At 70.7% G+C, this 19,054-nt stretch carries 20 protein-coding genes and 1 tRNA gene; 6 read left to right on the top strand and 15 right to left on the bottom strand.

All coding sequences use genetic code 11. The annotated features are described in order from the left end of the window. Positions 1-7: 7 nt before the first annotated feature. The 4 genes from ACVFI9_RS08565 to ACVFI9_RS08550 all read right to left on the bottom strand — a co-directional run bounded on the left by ACVFI9_RS08565 (position 8) and on the right by ACVFI9_RS08550 (position 5,206). Positions 8-1,849, bottom strand: coding sequence for a PEP-utilizing enzyme (locus tag ACVFI9_RS08565; RefSeq protein WP_474765764.1), 1,842 nt, complete (start codon positions 1,847-1,849; stop codon positions 8-10). A 97-nt stretch (positions 1,850-1,946) separates the two neighbouring features. Next, positions 1,947-3,017: a PEP/pyruvate-binding domain-containing protein gene (locus ACVFI9_RS08560; protein ID WP_474765763.1), complete on the bottom strand. Its 1,071-nt coding sequence runs from the start codon at positions 3,015-3,017 to the stop codon at positions 1,947-1,949. A gap of 1 nt (position 3,018) precedes the next feature. Continuing rightward, entirely contained in the window at positions 3,019-4,311 is a 1,293-nt protein-coding gene (locus tag ACVFI9_RS08555) for a cytochrome P450 (RefSeq protein ID WP_474765762.1), read from the bottom strand. Between the two features lie 103 nt (positions 4,312-4,414). Further along, positions 4,415-5,206: an IclR family transcriptional regulator gene (locus ACVFI9_RS08550; protein WP_474765761.1), complete on the bottom strand. Its 792-nt coding sequence runs from the start codon at positions 5,204-5,206 to the stop codon at positions 4,415-4,417. A 113-nt stretch (positions 5,207-5,319) separates the two neighbouring features. Between ACVFI9_RS08550 and ACVFI9_RS08545 the strand changes: the two genes are divergently transcribed. Next, on the top strand, positions 5,320-5,997 hold the full coding sequence (locus ACVFI9_RS08545; RefSeq protein ID WP_474765760.1) for an HD domain-containing protein: 678 nt from the start codon (positions 5,320-5,322) through the stop codon (positions 5,995-5,997). Positions 5,998-6,451: 454 nt separating this feature from the next. Here ACVFI9_RS08545 and ACVFI9_RS08540 read toward each other — a convergent pair. After that, positions 6,452-6,525 (bottom strand) — tRNA-Pro (locus ACVFI9_RS08540). A gap of 223 nt (positions 6,526-6,748) precedes the next feature. On the opposite strand from ACVFI9_RS08540, the gene ACVFI9_RS08535 reads away from it, so the two are divergent. After that, the gene (locus ACVFI9_RS08535) at positions 6,749-7,270 is read left to right on the top strand and encodes a hypothetical protein (RefSeq protein WP_474765759.1); all 522 of its coding nucleotides are present in this window, start codon (positions 6,749-6,751) and stop codon (positions 7,268-7,270) included. 49 nt (positions 7,271-7,319) lie between these two features. Here ACVFI9_RS08535 and ACVFI9_RS08530 read toward each other — a convergent pair whose 3' ends face one another. Continuing rightward, a complete protein-coding gene (locus ACVFI9_RS08530; RefSeq protein WP_474765758.1) occupies positions 7,320-7,976 on the bottom strand; it encodes a hypothetical protein in 657 nt (218 codons plus the stop codon). After that, the gene (locus ACVFI9_RS08525) at positions 7,973-8,446 is read right to left on the bottom strand and encodes a MarR family winged helix-turn-helix transcriptional regulator (RefSeq protein ID WP_474765756.1); all 474 of its coding nucleotides are present in this window, start codon (positions 8,444-8,446) and stop codon (positions 7,973-7,975) included. The genes ACVFI9_RS08530 and ACVFI9_RS08525 overlap by 4 nt, the downstream gene beginning before the upstream one ends. A 66-nt stretch (positions 8,447-8,512) precedes the next feature. On the opposite strand from ACVFI9_RS08525, the gene ACVFI9_RS08520 reads away from it, so the two are divergent. From ACVFI9_RS08520 to ACVFI9_RS08505, 4 genes are read left to right on the top strand one after another with little or no spacing between them, the layout of a single operon-like run. Further along, positions 8,513-9,013 (top strand): nitroreductase family deazaflavin-dependent oxidoreductase, encoded by a 501-nt coding sequence (locus ACVFI9_RS08520; protein ID WP_474765754.1) that lies wholly within the window; start codon positions 8,513-8,515, stop codon positions 9,011-9,013. Positions 9,014-9,022: 9 nt separating this feature from the next. Beyond that, entirely contained in the window at positions 9,023-9,643 is a 621-nt protein-coding gene (locus ACVFI9_RS08515) for a GNAT family N-acetyltransferase (RefSeq protein WP_474765752.1), read from the top strand. A gap of 48 nt (positions 9,644-9,691) precedes the next feature. Continuing rightward, positions 9,692-10,594: an oxygenase MpaB family protein gene (locus tag ACVFI9_RS08510; protein WP_474765751.1), complete on the top strand. Its 903-nt coding sequence runs from the start codon at positions 9,692-9,694 to the stop codon at positions 10,592-10,594. Between the two features lie 4 nt (positions 10,595-10,598). Further along, positions 10,599-10,799, top strand: a complete 201-nt coding sequence (locus ACVFI9_RS08505; protein WP_474765749.1) for a nitroreductase/quinone reductase family protein — start codon at positions 10,599-10,601, stop codon at positions 10,797-10,799. A gap of 32 nt (positions 10,800-10,831) precedes the next feature. Here ACVFI9_RS08505 and ACVFI9_RS08500 read toward each other — a convergent pair whose 3' ends face one another. From ACVFI9_RS08500 to cmk, 8 genes are all read right to left on the bottom strand, one after another. Further along, positions 10,832-11,764 carry a CHAD domain-containing protein gene (locus ACVFI9_RS08500; RefSeq protein ID WP_474765748.1) on the bottom strand — a complete coding sequence of 311 codons (933 nt, stop codon included), beginning with the start codon at positions 11,762-11,764 and terminating at the stop codon, positions 10,832-10,834. Beyond that, entirely contained in the window at positions 11,757-12,656 is a 900-nt protein-coding gene (ligD, locus tag ACVFI9_RS08495; RefSeq protein WP_474765747.1) for a non-homologous end-joining DNA ligase, read from the bottom strand. Before ligD ends, ACVFI9_RS08500 begins: the two co-directional genes overlap by 8 nt. Continuing rightward, the gene (locus tag ACVFI9_RS08490) at positions 12,653-15,124 is read right to left on the bottom strand and encodes a glycoside hydrolase family 65 protein (protein ID WP_474765746.1); all 2,472 of its coding nucleotides are present in this window, start codon (positions 15,122-15,124) and stop codon (positions 12,653-12,655) included. The genes ligD and ACVFI9_RS08490 overlap by 4 nt, the downstream gene beginning before the upstream one ends. A gap of 59 nt (positions 15,125-15,183) precedes the next feature. After that, positions 15,184-15,420 (bottom strand): DUF167 domain-containing protein, encoded by a 237-nt coding sequence (locus tag ACVFI9_RS08485; RefSeq protein ID WP_474765744.1) that lies wholly within the window; start codon positions 15,418-15,420, stop codon positions 15,184-15,186. An 8-nt stretch (positions 15,421-15,428) separates the two neighbouring features. Then, positions 15,429-16,097 carry a DUF4166 domain-containing protein gene (locus tag ACVFI9_RS08480; RefSeq protein WP_474765743.1) on the bottom strand — a complete coding sequence of 223 codons (669 nt, stop codon included), beginning with the start codon at positions 16,095-16,097 and terminating at the stop codon, positions 15,429-15,431. Positions 16,098-16,126: 29 nt separating this feature from the next. Then, entirely contained in the window at positions 16,127-16,714 is a 588-nt protein-coding gene (locus ACVFI9_RS08475) for an SRPBCC family protein (RefSeq protein ID WP_474765741.1), read from the bottom strand. Between the two features lie 70 nt (positions 16,715-16,784). Beyond that, complete coding sequence (der, locus tag ACVFI9_RS08470; protein ID WP_474765740.1) at positions 16,785-18,302, bottom strand: ribosome biogenesis GTPase Der; 1,518 nt, start codon at positions 18,300-18,302, stop codon at positions 16,785-16,787. Positions 18,303-18,351: 49 nt separating this feature from the next. After that, on the bottom strand, positions 18,352-19,053 hold the full coding sequence (cmk, locus tag ACVFI9_RS08465) for a (d)CMP kinase (RefSeq protein WP_474765738.1): 702 nt from the start codon (positions 19,051-19,053) through the stop codon (positions 18,352-18,354). Position 19,054: the final 1 nt, after the last annotated feature.

Genomic DNA, 19,054 nt, shown 5'->3' with positions numbered 1-19,054 from the left:
GTGAGGCTCAGTCGAGGAGGGTGACCGTACCGGTGTTGCCGTCGACCCGGAGGCGCTGGCCGGTGCGGATCTCGGCCGACGCGGTACCGGTGCCGGTCACGGCGGGCATGCCGTACTCGCGGCACACGATCGCGGCGTGGCTCATCATGCCGCCGATGTCGGTGACGGTGGCGCGGATCTTCCCGAAGATGGGCCCCCAGCTCGGCGCGGTCACCGGGGCGACGAGGATGTCGCCGTCCTGCACCTCGTTGAGCTGGTCGGCACTCGAGATGACGCGTGCGGGGCCCTCGGCGACGCCGGGCGACGCGGCCATGCCCTTGAACGTGCCCTCGGGCACGTCGCCCGTGCCGAGCCAATTGGAGATCTGGTCGTCGGTGATGCCCCAGAGCATGAGGGTGAAGGGCTCGGTGATGACCTCGGGCGGCGCGTTGAGCGCGGGCTGCGGACGCGCGGTCGACAGCGCGTCGACGATCGCGCGCCGGCGCTCGACCTCGGCGGGCCAGTAGTCGGGTCCGATCGGCGGGGCACCGACCATCCAGCCGTTGACGTAGTCGAAGAGCGCCTCGCGCACCTCGTCGCGCCGCAGGTAGAACATGTCGTGCTCGCCGGTCCAGAACCCCTGCTCGTGCAGCACCTTCGACAGCTGCCGGGCCTTGCGCCAGAACACGCCCATCGTCCAGTGCTCGATGTAGAAGTTGTGGTTCTCGACGTAGGGGTACACGGTGCGCGCGAGTCCGAGCTTGCCGTGGAAGGTCTCGAGCGCCTCGCCCGAGAGCAGCTCGGCGTACTCGCCCGTGATGCGGTCGCGCTCGGCGACGAGCTCGGCGACGTGCCGGTCGATGTCGACCCCGGCCTGCAGCTGCTCGATGTAGTTCTTCACGAACCCGAGCGGGATCGCCGGCACGTCGCGCCAGTACTCGTCGTGCGCGTAGAAGCCGTTGCCGGTCGTGAAGTTGAACCAGGGGTCCTGCGCCCCCTGCCACGCCGTCGTCCACTCGCCGCCCGACGGGTGCGCGGCGATCGCGGCGAGCGTGGCCTCGGCGTCGGAGGTGTCAGCGAAGAGCGACGCGAGTCCGTCGCGCACCGCGATCTTCGCGAGCTGCTTCAGCTCGTCGTCGGGACGGAACAGCTCCATGTCGACGCCCTGCACCATGGTGGCGATCGCCTGGTCGGGGATGCGCGGGAACGCCTCCTTGCAGAACATGAACAGGTCGAGGTAGGCCACGTAGCCGAGGTTCAGGAACTCGAAGTGGTACTGCCATGCGCGATAGGCGAGCGAGATGAGCCGGTCGTAGGAGTCGAGCAGCTCGGTCGCGGGCCCGGTGCCCTTGCCGGCGAGGACGTCGTCGACTGGGATGACGGCGGGCAGCGCCTGGAAGTCGAGCGCCTCGAGTTCGCCGATGGTGGCGCGGAGCTTGCCGTGCCAGTTCTGCAGCAGGCTCTCCCAGTTCTGGAAGTAGTGGCCGGCGCGCTGGAGGAACTGCGGCACCCGCGCCTCGATGTCGGCCGGGTCGACCGCGACCGGCGACATGTACACGTACCCGTTGTGGATGCGGTACTCGATGCCGTTGGCGGTGGGGATGAGCAACTGCCGCGAGTTGTACTGCCCGAGGCATCCGACGGCGAACTCGAAGCCGATGGTCTCGAACGGCTTCGTCACCGTCGGCCAGTGCTGGCTGTCGCAGAACCAGAACTTGGCCTCCTCGACCTCGCGGCGGTTCTCCTGGAAGACCAGGTTGTAGGCGTACAGGCTCTTCCAGCCCTCGGCCCCGGCCGGTGCCGGCTGGTCATAGGGGCTCGGGAATGCGCGCCGCGCGGGCGCCTCGGCGACCAGTGTCGTCTCTGACATGGTTGTCCTCGTTTCTGGGTGCTGGGGGTTTCGATGGTGCGATGGAGGGGTGCCGTCACGTTGCCGTCACGGTGCACGTCGCCGGGGCGGCGGCGGGTCAGCGGCCGATCTGGGCCAGCAGGGACTTGGTGATGCTCTCGATGCCGAAGCCCGAGGTGGTGGTGGGGACCTCGCCGCGGTTCGCCCAGACCGTCTCGGGCCGCGACTGCAGCAGCAGCAGGTTCTCGCCGTCGGGGAGCCCGCGGTCGATCGCCCACTCGATGTCCTGGGGAACCCCGAAGTGCTTCTCGGCGCGCTTCGCGATGGCGGCGACGGCTTTGACCTCGGCGTCGGTGAGGCAGCGGATGTCGCGGCGCTCGGGTTCGACGTCGCGTTCGACCACCGACTTCGCCTCGGGATCGGGCACGAGCTCGAGGTGCTTGTCGCCGATCGTCTCGCTCGTGACCGAGAGCATGACCTTGTCGACGTGGAGGTTGTCGGGCGTCACCTGGCCCGACACCACGAGTTCCCCCAGACCCCACGCCGCGTCGATCACGATCGTCGACCGATCGCCGGTGGTCGGGTCGACCGTCATCGCGACGCCGGCCACTCGGGCGTCGACCATGGCCTGCACGGCCACCGCCATCGACAGGCCCTCGTCGGGAATGCCGTTCTTCTTGCGGTAGACGATGGCCCGCGAGGTATAGAGGGACGCCCAGCAGCGGCGCACGTGCTCGGCGACCTCGTCGCGGCCGCGGAGCCACAGGTAGGTGTCCTGCTGGCCCGCGAAGCTCGCGTCGGGGAGGTCCTCGGCGGTGGCCGACGACCGCACGGCCACGGCCGTGCCGTCGGCGAACCGCGCCTGGAGCGCCTCGTACGCGACCGTGAACTCGTCGTGGATCTGCTGCGGCACCGGCAGCCGCAGGATCTCGTCGCGGATCCTCGCGGAGACCTCGTCGACGTGCGAGACATCGTCGGCATCGATCCCGGCGAGTAGACGGTGGATGTCGGATGCGATGCCCGATGCTTCGAGGAAGTCCATGTAGGCGTGGGTCGTGACCGCGAACCCGGGCGGCACGGGCATGCCGGCTTCAGTGAGGGCCACGAGGGAGGCGCACTTGCCGCCGAGGAGCTCGAGCGGCGCGGCGCCCTGCTCGTCGAAGAAGCGGATGTAGTCGGAGTCGGGCACCTCAGGCCTCCCAGGTCACAGGGACGGATGTCGGAACGCGGAACGACAGGTTCTCGCGGAAATGGATGTCGGCGCCCTCGGCGAGGCGCAGCGACGGGACGGCGGCGATCGTCTCCTCCAGCACGATGCGGTCCTGCAGCTTCGCGAGCATGTTGCCGAGGCAGTAGTGGATGCCGAATCCGAACGACATGTGGTTGCGCGCGTCGGTGCGATCGATGTCGAACTGCTCGGGGTGCACGAACACCTCCTCGTCGCGGTTTGCCGAACCCATGAGGAGCAGGATGTTCGCGCCGGCCGGGATGGGCGTGCCGCCGATCTCGGCGTCCCGCGTCGCCTTGCGTCGCCAGGCGACGATCGAGCCGCTGTACCGGAGCACCTCGTCGATCGCGGAGGGGATGCGCGCCGGGTCCTCGACGAGCGCGTCCCACGCCTCGCGGTGCGACAGCAGCACGCGGATGGAGTTGGCGATGAGCGTCGTCGTCGTCTCGTGCCCGGCGAACAGCAGGCTGTAGCAGAGCGAGGCGATCTCGTGGTCGGAGATCTCGGCACCGGCACCCTGCGCCTCGACGAGGTCGGCGACCAGGTCGTCGCCTCCGCGCCGGTGCGCGTCGGCCACCAGCCGCTGCATCTCCTGCCAGTACTCGACGAGGTTGCGGGCATGCGGAACCTGCTCGTCGTCGGAGAGATCGGCCCAGGTCATCGCGGCCCGCGAGTCCGACCAGCGCTTGTAGGTGGGCACCATCGCCGGGTCGACCCCGAGCAGCGTGAGGATCGTGATCGTCGGGATACTGTACGCGACATCCGTCAAGAAGTCGCCTGTTCGGTGGGATGACGCGAGCATCTCACGCAGTGCGGCGCGGACGTTCTCGCGGATCGCGGGTTCGAGCGCCTTGAACCGGCGCGGGGTGAACGCGCGCTGGGCGATCGCGCGGATCCGCGTGTGGTCGGGCGGCACGCGTGCCGAGAGACCGGAATACGCGGTGAATCCGCCCTCCTTCATGATCCGGGATGCCTCGGGGCCCCGCTCGCGCACCGGAGCCTGGGCGTTCTCGCTCGAGAACGTCTCCCAGTCCTCGAAGACGGCGCGCACGTCGGCCCAGCGGGAGACGATCCAGTAGCCGATCCGCTCGTCGTACATGACCGGGTGCTCGCTGCGGAGCTTCGCGTAGGCCTCGAACGGGTCGTCCATCTCGAACGGCGAGTAGCCGTGGTGGCCGGTGCCGTGGTCGACGGGGCAGCCCGACTCGGTGGGCGGGCGCGTGCCTACCGTGGTCTCGGTCGGCGATACGGCCATGACAACTCCTTCGTCAGCAGGCGACCCGCGAGGGCGGGGTGCGTTCATTCAAAGCCCGGTCGCGCCGCGGCGCAGTTCCGTGTTCTGCTCAGCGGAATCGACTTCATCGTCCGCGTCCTCCCGGCGCGAGCGTCCGCATCGGGAACGCGCCCACACTCGACTCGATGCGGCGGGCGATGCCGCGCAGCGCCGGAAGGTGACGTTCGAGCGTGTCGAGGTCTTCAGCCCGCGCCACGAGGCCGAGCGCCGCGCCGATGGTCCCCTCGCGCTGGAACACCGGCACGGCGATCGACGAGGCCCCGATCCGCACCTCGTCGACCGCCGTGGCGAATCCCCGCTCGCGGATCGCCGCGAGCTCCCTCCGGAGCGCGTCGGGATCGACGTGCGTGTTCGGCGTGCGACTCTCGAGCGGCCGGGCGAGCACGGCCTCACGGAGCCACTCGTCCTCGTGGGCGAGGATCACCTTGCCCACGGCCGTCGCGTGCAGCGGCAGGCGCCCGCCCACGCGCGACGCCTGCGGAACTCGGCGGGTACCGTAGACCCGGTCGATGTAGAGCACCTCGTTGCCCTCGCGGATGGCGATGTGCGCGGTCTCGTTCGTGAGCGTGTAGAGGTCCTGCAGCAGCGGGCGGGCGATCTCGCGCACTTGGCGGCCCGCGTGCTGTCCCAGTTCCCACAGCCGGATGCCGACCTGGTACCGGCCGTGTGCGTCGCGCTGCAGCGCACCCCATTCCTCGAGCTCGCCGACCAGCCGATGGGTCGTGCTCGGCGCGAGGTCGGTCTCATGGGCGATCTCGGTGAGGCTGCGCGGCGCGAGGCTCTGCTCGAACACGGCCAGGATCGAGAGGATCCGCTGCGTCACGGTCTCCCCCGGGCGCGAGACTCCTCCCGCCATCGTGCACCTCCTCGTGCTCGGTCGTCCGATCGGCCGCTCAGGCGACTGTGCCGATTCCGGTCAGCGGAAGCCTAGCTTGCGTTCGCTGAAGAACTCATGCGAGCCTCGGCCGCGTGAGCACCACCACGAGCACGCGTCTCGGCCGCGACATCCGGGGCCACCTGCCTGCCGCTGTCGACGCGCCGGGGTACGTCGACCTCACGGGGCGGGATGCCGCGATCTGGGAGCTGGCCGCGCCGCACCTGCATGTGCGCAACAACGACGCGCACACGCTCTACGCGTACGGACTCGCCCGGGCGCTGCTCGCCCGCGTGCCGGATGCGCGCGAGGACGTCGTACTGCCCGCGATCCTGCTGCACGACACCGGCTGGTCGACCGTTCCCGACGACGAGATCCTCGAGGCGATCGCGCCCGGCGGCGGGCGACCCGACCTCGTGCGACATCACGAACGGGAGGGCGCCCGGATCGCCCGCGACATCCTGAGCACCATCGGCCACGACCCGGAGGCGACCGAGCAGGTCGTGGCGATCGTCGACGGCCACGACTCCCGGCGGCACGCGATCTCGCCCGAGGACGCCATCGTGAAGGATGCCGACAAGCTGTGGCGGGTGAGCCCGCACGGCATCCGGACGGTGTGCGGATGGTTCGACCTCACGCCCGACGAGGCACTGCGGCTCTGCGCGTCGCGCGTCGAGCCGGCGCTGCTCACCGAGCCGGGTCGCGCGATTGCCCGCGCACTCGTCGCGATCGCGTCGATCGACCTCGTTCCGCAGCGACAGGGGCTCGAGTAACCGCACTGCACCGATCGTGGCGCGACTACCCTCAGCGCGGCCCATCTGGCAGTCGGCGGCCCAGGATGCCGTGGCGATGCTCGCCCGCGCCGACGAGCGGATCGGGTCACGAGGCGCTTACTCGAATCACCTGCTGATCCGGTCGGAGAGCATCTCGTCGTCGTGGACGGCTCATCTGCTGGACGGCCGACCGGCACCTCGCGCTCGTCGCCCTCACCGAGCGAAGCAACGGCGTCGGCGCCGAAGACGCCGCCGGTCGCAGGCCGAAGCAGGGCTCGCCGGTGCCCGAGGTCGGCCAGTTCGGTCGGCTGCAGGCGACCCCGCACGGCGAACCCACCTGACGGATGCCTCCCACACCCTCCCTGTGGCCGCAACATCTGGGACGAGGGCACCGCAGGATGATCTCTCAACATCAAAAGTCCCGGAAACTCCGTGAGTCTCCGGGACGTTCCGGTCGGGATGACAGGATTTGAACCTGCGACCCCCTGACCCCCAGTCAGGTGCGCTACCAAGCTGCGCCACATCCCGATGCCGCCCGATTCCTCGGAGGCAACCTGACCATCATAGCGGCATCGGCGAGAGTGCTCTGCACACCACTGGTCTCGAGACACTCGCTTCGCTCGCTCCTCGACCCGCGGAAACCAGACCTAGGCGGCGCATAGCTTCTCGCCGTAGGCTCGCGGAGGCGGGTATCTGCCCTACGCCACCGCTGCCCCAGCCAAGCCCCGAACGAACGCACCCAGGAGGAATCTTGTCGAACGCCATCACGCGCCGCCCATCCGTGAACATCCCGCTCATCGTCCTCTGGGTGGTCTCCCTCGGCATCGGGCTCTTCGGGCTGCTCTTCCTGCTCACGGGCAACGCCGCGCAGGCCGACTTCTACAACACGGGTGGCTCCGACTATCTCCAGTACCTCAACCTGCAGACGCAGAGCACGATCGGCGGGATGCTCCTGACGGCCGGAATCGTCGGGGTCTTCATCGCCCTCGCGACCCACGCACGCAACTGGGCCGCCGCGAAGGTCGCGGCCGACCAGCTCGCCCACGAGGAGCTCTACGCGCGCGAACTCGACGACGAGGAGGACGGCGACGACGGCTTCGAGCCCAACGGGGTCGTCCGCGAGGATGACGCCGTCGCACCGGCGCCGGTGACGGCGGATGCCAAGGATGCCCCTGCCCCGACCGCGTCGGCCGTCGACGCTCCCGAGCTCGCCGAGCCCGACACGGCGCTTCCGCCGACCGACCGTCCGAAGGACGAGACCGACCGCGCCTGACGACGCCGGCCGCCCCTGACGGCAAGCCCGGCGATGGCCCCGCGGGCGTTCAGAGGTGCTTCCGCACCTCGTCCATGAACGCCCGCGGGTCGTCGACCCAGATGCGCACGCCGGTGATGATCTGCTCGCCGCCCTTCGCTCCCCCGCCGGGCAGCCGCACAACGGTGGGCCGTTCGAGCTCGATCTCGATGTCGGTCGTGTCCTGCATCCGGTAGACGAGGGTGCGCGAGGCATCCGTGACCTCGAATCGTGGCGACTTCGGCTCGTCGATGCGCCGCTTGTGCTCGACTGAGGCGATGTCGTCCCAGCTCAGACCGAGATCCACCTCGAGACCCTGGCGCACCCGGATGCCGGCGGGGCCGACCGTGTGCGGTCGCATGAGGTACGCGCAGAGCAGCCCGAACATCCAGGTGACGCCCCAGATGCCGAGGATGAGGAACGCGACGCGCACCACGGGCCACCGGTGCACGATGAGGTCGATGATCGGGATCTCGACGGCCGACAGCCCGATGAAGATCAGCAGCACCGTCATCACGGGCTTGTGGTAGCCGAATCCGGCGGCACCCGCCGGGATCGCCGGGCGACGTGCGACGAACCGGCCGATGTTGGCGTAGATGCGCAGCTCGAGCAGCAGCGCCCGCTGCACGAAGTTCCAGACGCGTCGCCAGACGGATGCCTCCCGCCGCTCGCCGACCGCGATGCTCATGCCAAGGCCTCCCCGTGTTCGGCGCTGCGCGCCCGCTCGGCCTCCACGAGCTCCCGCAGACGTGCGGCGATCGCGTCGACCCCGCGCTCGAACGCGGGCCGGTCGGCGGGGGCGACCGCGCCGAGGAGCTCCGTCGAGAGCTCGGAGTGCTCGCGTTGCATCCGCTGCATCATGCGACGCGCGGATGCCGCGAGCGACACGACGATGGCGCGCCGGTCATGCGGGTGCGGTGCGCGCTCGACGTAGCCACCCGCCTCGAGGGCGTCGACGAGTCCGGTGATGTTGCGGGCGCTGACGCCGAGCCTCGTCGCAAGGACCTGCTGCGTGGCCGGCCCCTCGTGCTGCAGGTCCCAGAGAAGCCGCACTCGCGCAGTGGTGAGCGGCGTTCCCTCGAAGGCGCGCGCCAGGTCCTTCTGGAACAGCTCGCTGATCTCGAGGAGTCGGTCGAGCACGGTGATCTCGGCGGTCATATCATGATGCTACTTCATCATTACCGTACTTCACGAATTTGGCGACTGCTCCCCTAGGCTGAGCGCATGGTATCCGAGCAACCGCCGCGCATCGTGCAGGTCATGAATAAAGCGCCGCTCGGCCTCTACCGTGCGGGTCTCGGCTGGCTCCTCGGCGGGCACTTCCTCCTGCTCGCGACGACCGGGCGCAAGACGGGACGCCCGCGACAGGTCGTGCTCGAGGTCGCGCGCCGCGCCGACGGCCCGGACACGGTCCCGACGATCTGGGTGATCGCGAGCCGCGGCCGGCGTACCGACTGGTACGCGAACGCGGTCGCCGGCGGCCCCACGGCCGTCACCTGGAAGCGGCGCACGTACACCCCGCAGGTGCACGCGCTCACCGTCCTCGAGCGCCAGGAGCTCCTCGCGGACTACCAGCGGCGGCATCCCCGCGCGGCCGCCCTGCTCGGCAAGACCATCCTGGGTGCCGAGCTCACGGGCGAGCCCGAGCAGCTGCGACGCCTCGCCGAGGACCTGCGCGCCCTCCGGCTCGATCCGCCGGCACCGGATGTCGCCACCACGCGTTAGCGTGACGCCATGGACGACGACGCCAACGAGACCCATCCGGTCGACCTCCGCATCGTGCCCGCAGGCGACGCGCCCTTCGACGACGTCGCGGCCGTGTTCGGCACGAAGGGCGACCCCGCGCACTGCTGGTGCCAGTGGTACAAGATCCCCGGCAGCAACTGGCGCTCGATCGGCGACGACGCACTGCGCGACCGCCTGGCGACGCAGCTCGACGCAACCGATGCCGGTCCCGGCCTGCTCGCCTACGACGGCGACACCCCGGTGGGGTGGTGCGCGGTCGAACCGCGGAAGAACCTCGAGCGCCTGCGCCGCAGTCGCCTCGTGACCGGCGGCACCGCGCATCCCGACCTGGAGGACCCGACGGTCTGGGCGGTCACCTGCTTCGTCGTCCCGCGTGCGTTTCGCCGGCGCAGGGTCGGCAGCGCCCTCGCCGAGGCCGCGGTCGACTACGCGCGCAGCCACGGCGCGCACCTCGTCGAGGCCTATGCGGTCGACGCCGAGCTGCGGTCGAAGGTGCCTGCCGCCGACCTCTTCCACGGCACCGTCTCGATGTTCGAGGGCGCGGGGTTCACCGAGGTCGCGAGGCCGAGGCCCGACCGCGCAATCATGGAAGTGCGGCTCCGCCACTAGTGGGCCGCGCCCATTCCACGCTCAGGCTCGCGTGGTCTACTCCCTCGCATGGGTTCGGTTCGGGATCGCTGGCGGTCGCACCTGCTGCAGACGTTGTCGGGCACCGACGACGGGCGACCGGCCTGGGTCGACGAGCTCGAGCACGGCGTCGACGCCGGGTACTTCGGTCCTGGCTCCGCGGCGTGGGCGGTGCACGGGGGCATGGCGACCATGGTCGCGGGCATCAGGGCCCTGCTCGTGCAGGCGATGCATCCGGGGGCCCTCGCCGGCGTGCACGACTGGTCGCGCTACGAGGAGGATCCGCTCGGGCGCCTGACCGGCACCATCCGCTGGCTGGTGACCGTCACGTTCGGCGATCGCGCCACGGCCGAGCGGGCGTCGGCGCGCGTGCGCGGGCTGCACCGGCGCGTGCAGGGCGAGTACGTCGATACCCGAGGCATCCGTCGCCCGTATCGCGCGAGCGACCCCGAACTGCTCGAGTGGGTGCACGTCGCATTCACCGAGTCCTTCCTCACCTGCCACGAGCTCTGGGAGGGTCCGATACCCGGCGGTCCCGACGCGTACGTGCGGGAGTGGGCGATCGCCGGCGAGCTGCTCGGCTTGACGGATGCCCCGCAGACGGCTGCCGGACTCCGCGCACGGCTCGACGGCTTCGCGGCCGTGGGCGTGCTGAAGCGCGACGAGCGCGTCGACAAGGCCGTGCGGTTCATCCGCAACCCACCGCTCGCGCGAGGCATGTTGCCCGCCTACCGGGTGATGTTCGCGGGAGCCGTGCAGTCGCTCTCTCCCGACCAGCGGCGCCTGCTCGGGCTGATCGCGCCGCCCTTCCCGGCGATCGCGGCGACGGGCGCGGTGCTGCGCTCGGTGCGAACGGTGCTCGGCGATCGCTCCACCTCAGAGGACGCGGCGCGGTCGCGGCTCGCTCGGCTCGACCGCGACGCGGCGGCCTGATCGTATGGCGCATCGTCGTCGTGTCGCGGATCTCGGGTTCCGGTTCCTCTCCCGAGCGCACGCGACGATCCTCCGGCTCACGGGGTGGCAGCTCGGGGCGAGCATCGTGGGCATGCCGATCGTCGAGCTCCACACGATCGGGCGCCGCACCGGCCGGCCCCGGTCGGTCGTGCTCGCCGCACGTCCCGGCAGATCCCGGTCGTGATCTGCGAGCCCCGCCCCTGACGCGAACGAACGTCAGCGCGACGCCCACTTCGCCGCGGCGTCCCGCAGGCCGCGCTTCGCCGCCGCCAGTCCCTTCACGTGTTGCTCCGCGCGACGGTCGGCGGCGTCCGCGAGCCGCTCGAGCAGGTCGACCGGCTCGCCCCGGTGCGACGCGTGCGCGGCGGCACGGCGCACGTGCTCGGCGAAGAGCACCTCGTCGCGATGATCGCCGAGCACGTCGTGCAGGTCCTCCCCTGCCTCGGCGAGTGCCTCGGCTCTCGCTCCGAACAGTTCGAGCGGTTCGGTCGTGACCGCCTCGGCGGCATATCGCAGCCGCCGGCCCGCCTTCCGCACCGCATGCAGCTGCTCGGGAGCCGGCGACGAGCCGAGACGATCGGCGCGGCGCATCGCGCGTTTCGCCTCCCGCTCGAGGAGGCGACCGAGCACCTCGTCTGCCGGACCGGCCGCGAGCGGCGTGAGGGGTGGCGCCTCGAGGAAGTCCGCGAGCATCAGGCGCCGCACCGACGCACGGGGCATCTGCTGGCGTTCCACCAGTCGACCGTGCGCGAGCCGGTGCGCCTCGACCTCGGCGTCGACGAGGTGGCCGCGCACGGCGGAGAGGCCGCCGGGAGTCGCCCCCTCCGGCGGGTCCTCGAGCGCGGCTTCGGCCACCTGCACCCGCACTTCGATGTCGCGCACCGTGCCGAGCTCGCTGCCGAGCTCCCGGTACCGGCGGCGGATCCCCTCAGAGACGGATGCCTCGAACAGCGGCGCGTATGCGGCGAGCACGCTTCGGAGTCGGCGCACCTGCGTGCGGAGCTGGTGCACTGCGTCGGGTTCGTCGGCGAGGGCGGCCGGCTCGAGGGCGTCGAGCCGTGCACCGAGGGCACGCAGGGCGCCCATGATCGCCGTGCCTGCATCGACGTCGCGGCCGACCTCTCCCCGCGCGTCGTCCTCCTCAGCCACGGCTCAGCCCCTGTCGCGCCATGAGGTCGCCGTCGCGTTCGAGGCGGCGCAGCACCTCCTCGGGTCCGAGCTGCGTCACACCGGGTTCGAGCTCGTCCCACTCGCGGGGCGCGGCGACCTGCGGCCGTTCTCGGCCGCGCATGGTGTACGGCGTGGCCGTCGAGCGAGCGGCGCTGTTCTGGCTCCAGTCGATGAACACCCGCCCCACGCGCTTCTCCTTGCCGACTTCGGCCACGACCGCATCGGGATGCGCCGCGGCGAGTTCCTTCGCGATCCGGCCGACGTACGCGTGCACGGCCCGAGAGGTTCGCCGGCCGGTGAGCGGTGCGTACACGTGCAGCCCCTTGCTGCCGCTCGTGACCGGCCACGCCTCGAGATCATCCTCGGCGAGGCGGGCACGGATGAGTCGTGCCGCGGCCACGCACTCGTCGAGCCCGGCTCCCTCGCCCGGGTCGAGGTCGATGACGAGCCGGTCGGGATTCCGGATGCCACCGCGCGGGCCCACCCGCCACTGCGGCGTGTGCAGCTCGATGGCCGACTGGTTCGACATCCACTCGAGTCCGCGCACGTCGTCGATGAACGGGTAGTTCACGAGCTTGGCGGCCTTCGACGATCCGGGGTTGGAGGAGAGGGGCATCCGCCGGAGCCAGTCGGGCGTGTACTTCGGTGCGTGCTTCTCGAAGAAGCGCACGCCGCCGACGCCCTCGGGGAACCGGATCCGGGTCACGGGACGGTCGGCGAGCTGGGGCAGGATGACGTCGGCGACCGCGCGGTAGTACGCCACCAGGTCGCCCTTCGTGAAGCCGGTCTCGAAGAGCTGCCGCTCGGGATGCGTGATCCGCACGGCGTGCGCGAGCGCACGGGCCGACGGGCGCGCGGGTCGACGGCTCACAGCGTGAACCTCCGTTCCTCGCCGGTGGCGAGTCGGGATTCGACGCCCTCGACGACGATGCGGATGGGCGCCGCGTGACCCGCGGCCGACGTGATGTGCAGTTCCTCCTGCGAGAGGGTCACGCTGAGTGCCTGGTCGCGGTAGGTGAGGTGGAACTTGACGGAGCCGATCTCGACCGGCAGCTGCGGATGGAACCAGAGCCGATCGCCGCGCATCTCGATGCCCGCGTAGCAGCGCGTGACGAGGTCGACCGACCCCGCCATGGCCGCGATGTGCACGCCCTCGCGCGTGGTGCCGCCCTGGATGTCGGCGAGGTCGGAGCGCAGGGCCTCCTGCAGGAATCGCCACGAACGGGCGCGGTCGCGGCGGGCCTCGAGCCATGAATGCACCACGTTCGAGAGGGTCGACCCGTACGTGCTCGTCGCCGAGTAGCGCTCGACCGTGCGCAGGATCGCCTCGGGCGGCAGCTCGTAGCCCATGTCCTCCAGCAGTTCCCGCAGCTCCTCGGCCGACAACAGGTACAGGAGCATGAGCGCGTCGGGCTGCTTCGACACCTGGTACCGGTTGGTCGTGTCGCCCTCGGCGTCGAGGATGAGGTCGAGCCGGCCGATCCAGCCGTGCCTGCGGCGATACCGGTCGAGGTCGATCGGCTCGAGCTCGTCGTAGCCGTCGAACTGCGAGAGCGTGCCGTCGGCGTTGAACACCACGGTGAGCCGGCGGGCGATCCGCTCCCAGTTCTCCCGCTCGCCGGGCTCGACCCCCAGGCGCTGCCAGTGCAGGCGCCCCGGATGCCCCTCCAGCACGTCGAGCGTCGTGATCGCGCGCCGCAGCACCCACGAGGTCATCACGTTCGTGTAGGTGTTGTCGCGCACGCCCTCTCCGGGTCGGTCGACGTAGCCGTCATGGAACTCGTCGGGGCCCATCACGTGGTCGATCGAGTACCGGTCGCGCTCGGGGTCGTGGACGGCGAGCGACGCGAAGAACCGGGCCACGCCCACGATGAGATCGGCACCCTGATGCAGCAGGAACTGGGTATCGCCCGTCGACTCGTAGTACTGCCAGGCGCTGTACGCCACCGCGAGGCCCACGTGGCGCTGCAGCCGGGAGTTGTCGGGGATCCAGGCGCCGCTGATCGGATTGAACAGGGCGCTCGGCGTGACGTCGTCACCCGCGATGCCACTCTGCCAGGGGAACATCGCGCCCGCATGACCGGCGTGCCGGGCCGCCGCCTCGGCGGCCCCGAGCCGACGGTGCCGGTAGGCCAGCAGCGCCGGCGTCAGCGGCGGGCGGCGCAGGGTGATGAACGGGTAGACGAACAGCTCGTCCCAGAACACGTGGCCGTCGTACGCCTCGCCGTGCAGGCCGCGAGCCGGGACGCCCGCGTCGAGGTCGGCGTTGACCGCGTTCAGGGTCTGCAGCACGTGGAACGCGTTGAAGTGCAGGGCGAGCGCCTCCTCGCCGGCGGGCCGCAGCTCCACGGCGAATTCGAGCCACAGCCGCTCCCATGCCTGCACGTGCGCCGCGAGGAGCTCGTCGAAGCTCCCCGCCCTGCCCACGCCGTCGACCGCCGCCTCATCGGGCGAACGCACGGCACGATCGCGCGAGGTGGAGACGTACACCACCTTCTCGATCACGATGGGCGTGCCCGCCGCGGCATCCGTCGTGAACTCCTGCGCGACCTCGCCCCGCTCGTCCGCGTGGAACGAGCGCTCGGTCGCCATCGCTCGGTCGCCCGACCGCGCGGTGGTGCGCGCGGCGGTCGCGATCCTGACCCTCGATCGCGTGGTCTCGACCTCGAGCAGCACGGCGTCACGCCCGCACTCCCGCAGTGCGACGGGGTGCAGGTGACGATGGGCGCGCAGCGAGTGGCTCGCCATGTTGGTGTTCGCCACCCGGCCGTCGAGGCCCGATCGCACCGTGACCGTGCCCGACCAGTCGACGGGCAGGATCGACACCCGCATCGCCGCGACCCGTGGCGAGTCCTGCGAGACGAATCGGTCGGTGCGCACCGTGGTCGACCGGCCTCGATCGTCGCGGAACGTGAACCGACGCGTGAGGATTCCGTGTCGTACGTCGAGCTCCTGCCGGAACTCGACGAGGTCGGCATCGTCGAGCGCATCGAGCGAGAACCAGTCGCCGTCGCCGACTCGGACGCGCACGGGCAGCCAGTTCGGCGCGTTGACCATCTCCTCGTCGGGCATGTCCACGCCCTCGACTCGCCAGTCGACGACGTCGTAGACGCCGGCGAAGTACGTGCCCGGGTAGTGCACGTCGTCGGCAACGGACTCCTCAGCCGCACCTCGTGTGCCCCAGTACCCGTTCGCGAGGGTGCACAGGGCCTCGCGCGTGCGTTCGCGTGTGGGCAGGTAGTCGTCGAAGGCGACGACCCACGTCTCGGGCTCCCCTGTTCCGTCGTGCGGATGCGCGACCCCGCAGAGGCGATCGTCGAGGGTGCGCAGTGCTGCCATGACCCAACGCTACGCCGCGGCGTCCCTCGAAGGCCGCAACCCGATCGGGGTGGATCGCCTCAGTCGTCGTCGATGCGCACGCGCTTGATGCGCGACGACTCGCCGCGCAGGATCGTCACCTTCGAGCGCGAGACCCCGAAGTGCGCGGCGAGCGCGGCCACGACGCCCGCGTTGGCGGCGCCGTCGACGGCGCGTTCGCGCACGTAGACGGTGACGGATGCCGCGGGGTCGCCCTCGGCCTCCTCGACGAGCGGTCCCTTGCGGCTGCCGGGCTTCACCCGGACGGTCAGGTCCATCGCACTCCTCAGTACCGTGGTTCGTGCCGTTTCGGCAGCAGGTGGGCCGGAAGCGCTCCGGTCGCCGGGAACTCGCACTCGAACCAGCCTTCGTAGCCGAAGAGGAATCCGAAGGTGCGGTTGCGCACCTCCAGGTGCACGCGGAACACGCCCGCCTCGTCATCGAATCGTTCGCGGAGCTCGGCGTACCCCGAGAACAGCATCGGGAAGCGGATGTCGACCGGTCCTTCGCGGAAGCGCTGCTCCCCCGAACGCAGGAGCAGCGAACCGTCCTGCTCCACGGTGAGCTCCAGGTCGACCGCGAGGTGCTGGTGCGTGCCCAGGTAGTCGACGACGATGCCGCGGGAGGGATCCACGACCATGGTCGCGTCGAAGCGACTCGGCCGGCGGCCCGGCAGACGGTACTCGCGGACGAACGTCACCGTCTCCCGTCCGAACGGGTCGAGGTAGGGCTGGTTCTCGATCGTGAACGGCACGTCGGCGCCGACGTCCGGAACCAGGATGTTCCGAAGCCGCCCGATCTGCAGGAACGGCACCGTCCACCACGGCCCGCGACGAATGCGGGTCATCATGCCCCGGCCGACGCAGGCATACCCGGCGTCGAGCGACACCCCGAAGCGCTGCTGCAGCATCGGATGGAGCCGCGTGAAGTCGTCGCCGGGCGCTCGGGGGAACACTGGGCCGACATTGGCCGACGAACGAGCGCTCACGGTGCCGCCAGCCGGGCGAGGGTCGGCGGTGCTCCGGCGAACGCACCGCGGGCCGGCGCGACGGTGCGGCAGCGTCGCGCCCTCGGTCGATCCGCGCGCCAGCATGCGAGCACGGATGCCACGGGCCAGCGCTCGGGCGGCACGCCGGTCTCCGCCCAGATGCGCAGGCGGTCGAAGCTCCACGCGGTCATCCAGCGCACGAGCGGGCGGATCACCCGGTCGGCGAGTCGGCCGAAGCCGGGTTCGTAGTCGAATCCGGTGATGAAGCGCACGCCCTCGTCGGTGGGCACGTAGCGCCAGTATCCGCGGCCCGCACGGAGCGGCGACCACTGGTCACTCGTGGTGAACCGGAGCGCGGACGTGCTCGTGCCATCGGGGCTTGCGCGCTCGCCGATCGAGGTCCCGGTTCCTCGGATGGTGTGCAGGCCACCGAGGCGTCGTTCGTAGCGGAACCGCATGGCGCCGTCGTCGAGCCGCGCGAGCGGCACGATGGCCGAGAAGCGGAGGTCCCAGCGGACGTGTTCCAACGGGTCCTGGGTCAGCCGCCAGACCGTGTCGAGGTCGGCGCGGACCAGTGTCTCCACGTACAGCGCACGCGACCGCCCGTCGCCCGCCAGCGGGCGCGAACGCGACGACGCTCGCGACATCCGTCGCCTACCGCTGGCGGCGCTCGCGGACGCGCATGTTGATCACGATCGGCGAGCCCTCGAAACCGTAGATCTCGCGCAGCCGCCGCTGGATGAACCGGCGGTAGCCCGGGTCGAGGAACCCGGTCGTGAACAGCACGAAGGTCGGCGGACGGCTGGCGGCCTGCGTGCCGAACAGGATGCGGGGCTGCTTGCCGCCGCGAACCGGGTGCGGATGCTCCTGCGTGAGCTCGGTGAGGAAGGCGTTGAACTTGCCCGTGGGTATGCGGGTATCCCACGACTCGAGCGCCGTCTCGAGGGCGGGCACGAGCTTCTCGAGGTGCCGGCCGGTCTTGGCCGAGATGTTCACACGCGGCGCCCACTGCACGTGGTGCAGGTCCTGCTCGATCTCGCGTTCGAGGTAGCGGCGGCGGTCGTCGTCGAGGAGGTCCCACTTGTTGTACGCGAGCACGAGCGCTCGGCCCGACTCGAGCACGAGGTCGATGATGCGCACGTCCTGCTCGGAGATCGGCTGCGAGACATCCAGCATCACGACCGCGACCTCGGCCTTCTCGAGGGCCGCCTGGGTGCGCAGCGACGCGTAGAAGTCGGCGCCCTGCTGCAGGTGCACGCGACGGCGGATGCCGGCGGTGTCGACGAAGCGCCAGATCTTGCCGCCGAGCTCGATCTGCTCGTCGACCGGGTCGCGGGTCGTGCCCGCGAGCTCGTTGACCACGACGCGCTCCTCGCGCGCCGCCTTGTTCAGCAGGCTCGACTTTCCCACGTTCGGTCGGCCGAGGATCGCGACCCGGCGGGGTCCGCCGAACTCGTCCTTCGCGACGGCCGACACCTGCGGCAGGACCTTGAAGACCTCTTCGAGGAGGTCGGCGACGCCGCGTCCGTGCAGCGCCGAGACCGGATACGGCTCGCCGAGGCCGAGGTTCCAGAGTGCGGCCGCCTCGGGCTCCTGGCGCGCATCGTCGACCTTGTTCGCCACGAGGAACACGGGCTTCTTCGCCTTGCGGAGCAGGCGCACCACGTGCTCGTCGGTCGAGGTCGCGCCGACCATGGCGTCGACGACGAAGAGCACCACGTCGGAGAGGTCGATCGCGACCTCCGCCTGCGCGGCGACTGAGGCGTCGATGCCCCTCGCGTCGGGCTCCCAGCCGCCCGTGTCGACGAGCGTGAAGCGGCGGTCGAGGTACTCGCCCTTGTACGACACGCGGTCGCGGGTGACGCCCGGCGTGTCCTCGACGACGGCTTCGCGTCGGCCGAGGATGCGGTTGACGAGCGCGGACTTGCCGACGTTCGGTCGGCCGACGATCGCGATGACCGGAAGGGCCGGGAGGTAGCGGATGGCCTCCTCGCCCTCCTCCGAGAGCTCGAGCACCTCGAGGTCGTCGTCGTCGAGCTCGTAGTCGGAGAGCCCCGATCGCAGGGCGGCCGCCCGCTGCTCGGCGAGGTCCTCGTCGACGTCGGCGAGGCGCTCGGCCAGGTCGTCGTCGACGACGGCCTCGTCGTCGTACTCGCTCGGCTGGTCGGTCATGCTGTCTCCTCTGAAGTCCGTGCGCTCCGGGCACGTGCCCGTCGCGGTGCTAGCGCACCGCCTCGGGCTGCGCGGCCCGGATCACGCCGACGACGGCCTCGACGGTCTGGTCGAAGTCGAGCTCGGTCGAGTCGACGGTCGTCACGCCCTCGGCGGCGGTCATGAAGTCGACGACCTTGGCGTCGGCTTCGTCGCGCCGGCGCAACTGCTCCCCCGTGTGCTCTGGCGTGACGTCGACCAGTTCGGCGGAGCGCCTGGCTATTCTAGCCTCCTCGGACGCGGTGAGCAGGATCCGCACGGGCGCATCGGGGGCGACCACGGTCGTGATGTCGCGGCCCTCGACCACGATGCCGGCACGGCGCTCGTCGGCCATGATGCTCCGGAACAGTTCGATGAGATGCGTGCGCACCTCGGGAACCCGCGCGACCCGGCTCACGACCGCCGAGATGTCGGGGTCGCGGATCGCCGTCGTGACGTCGACGTCGCCGACGTGCACGGCATAGCCGGCCGGGTCGGTGCCGATGCGGTACTCGAAGCTCGAGAGGCACGAGACGACGGATGCCGCGTCATCCGTGTCGACCCCGCACGCCTCGGCGTGCCAGGCGAGCGCGCGGTACGCGGCGCCCGTGTCGAGGAAGCCGTAGCCCAGCCGGCGGGCGACCTCCTTCGACACGCTCGACTTGCCGCTGCCGGCGGGGCCGTCGATGGCGACGACGATCGGGTACACGGGGGCGGATGCGTTCACGTTCACC

The sequence above is a fragment of the Agromyces sp. NSFZ genome (genome assembly GCF_056156205.1).
This window is presented reverse-complemented; position numbering and strand designations above follow the sequence as displayed.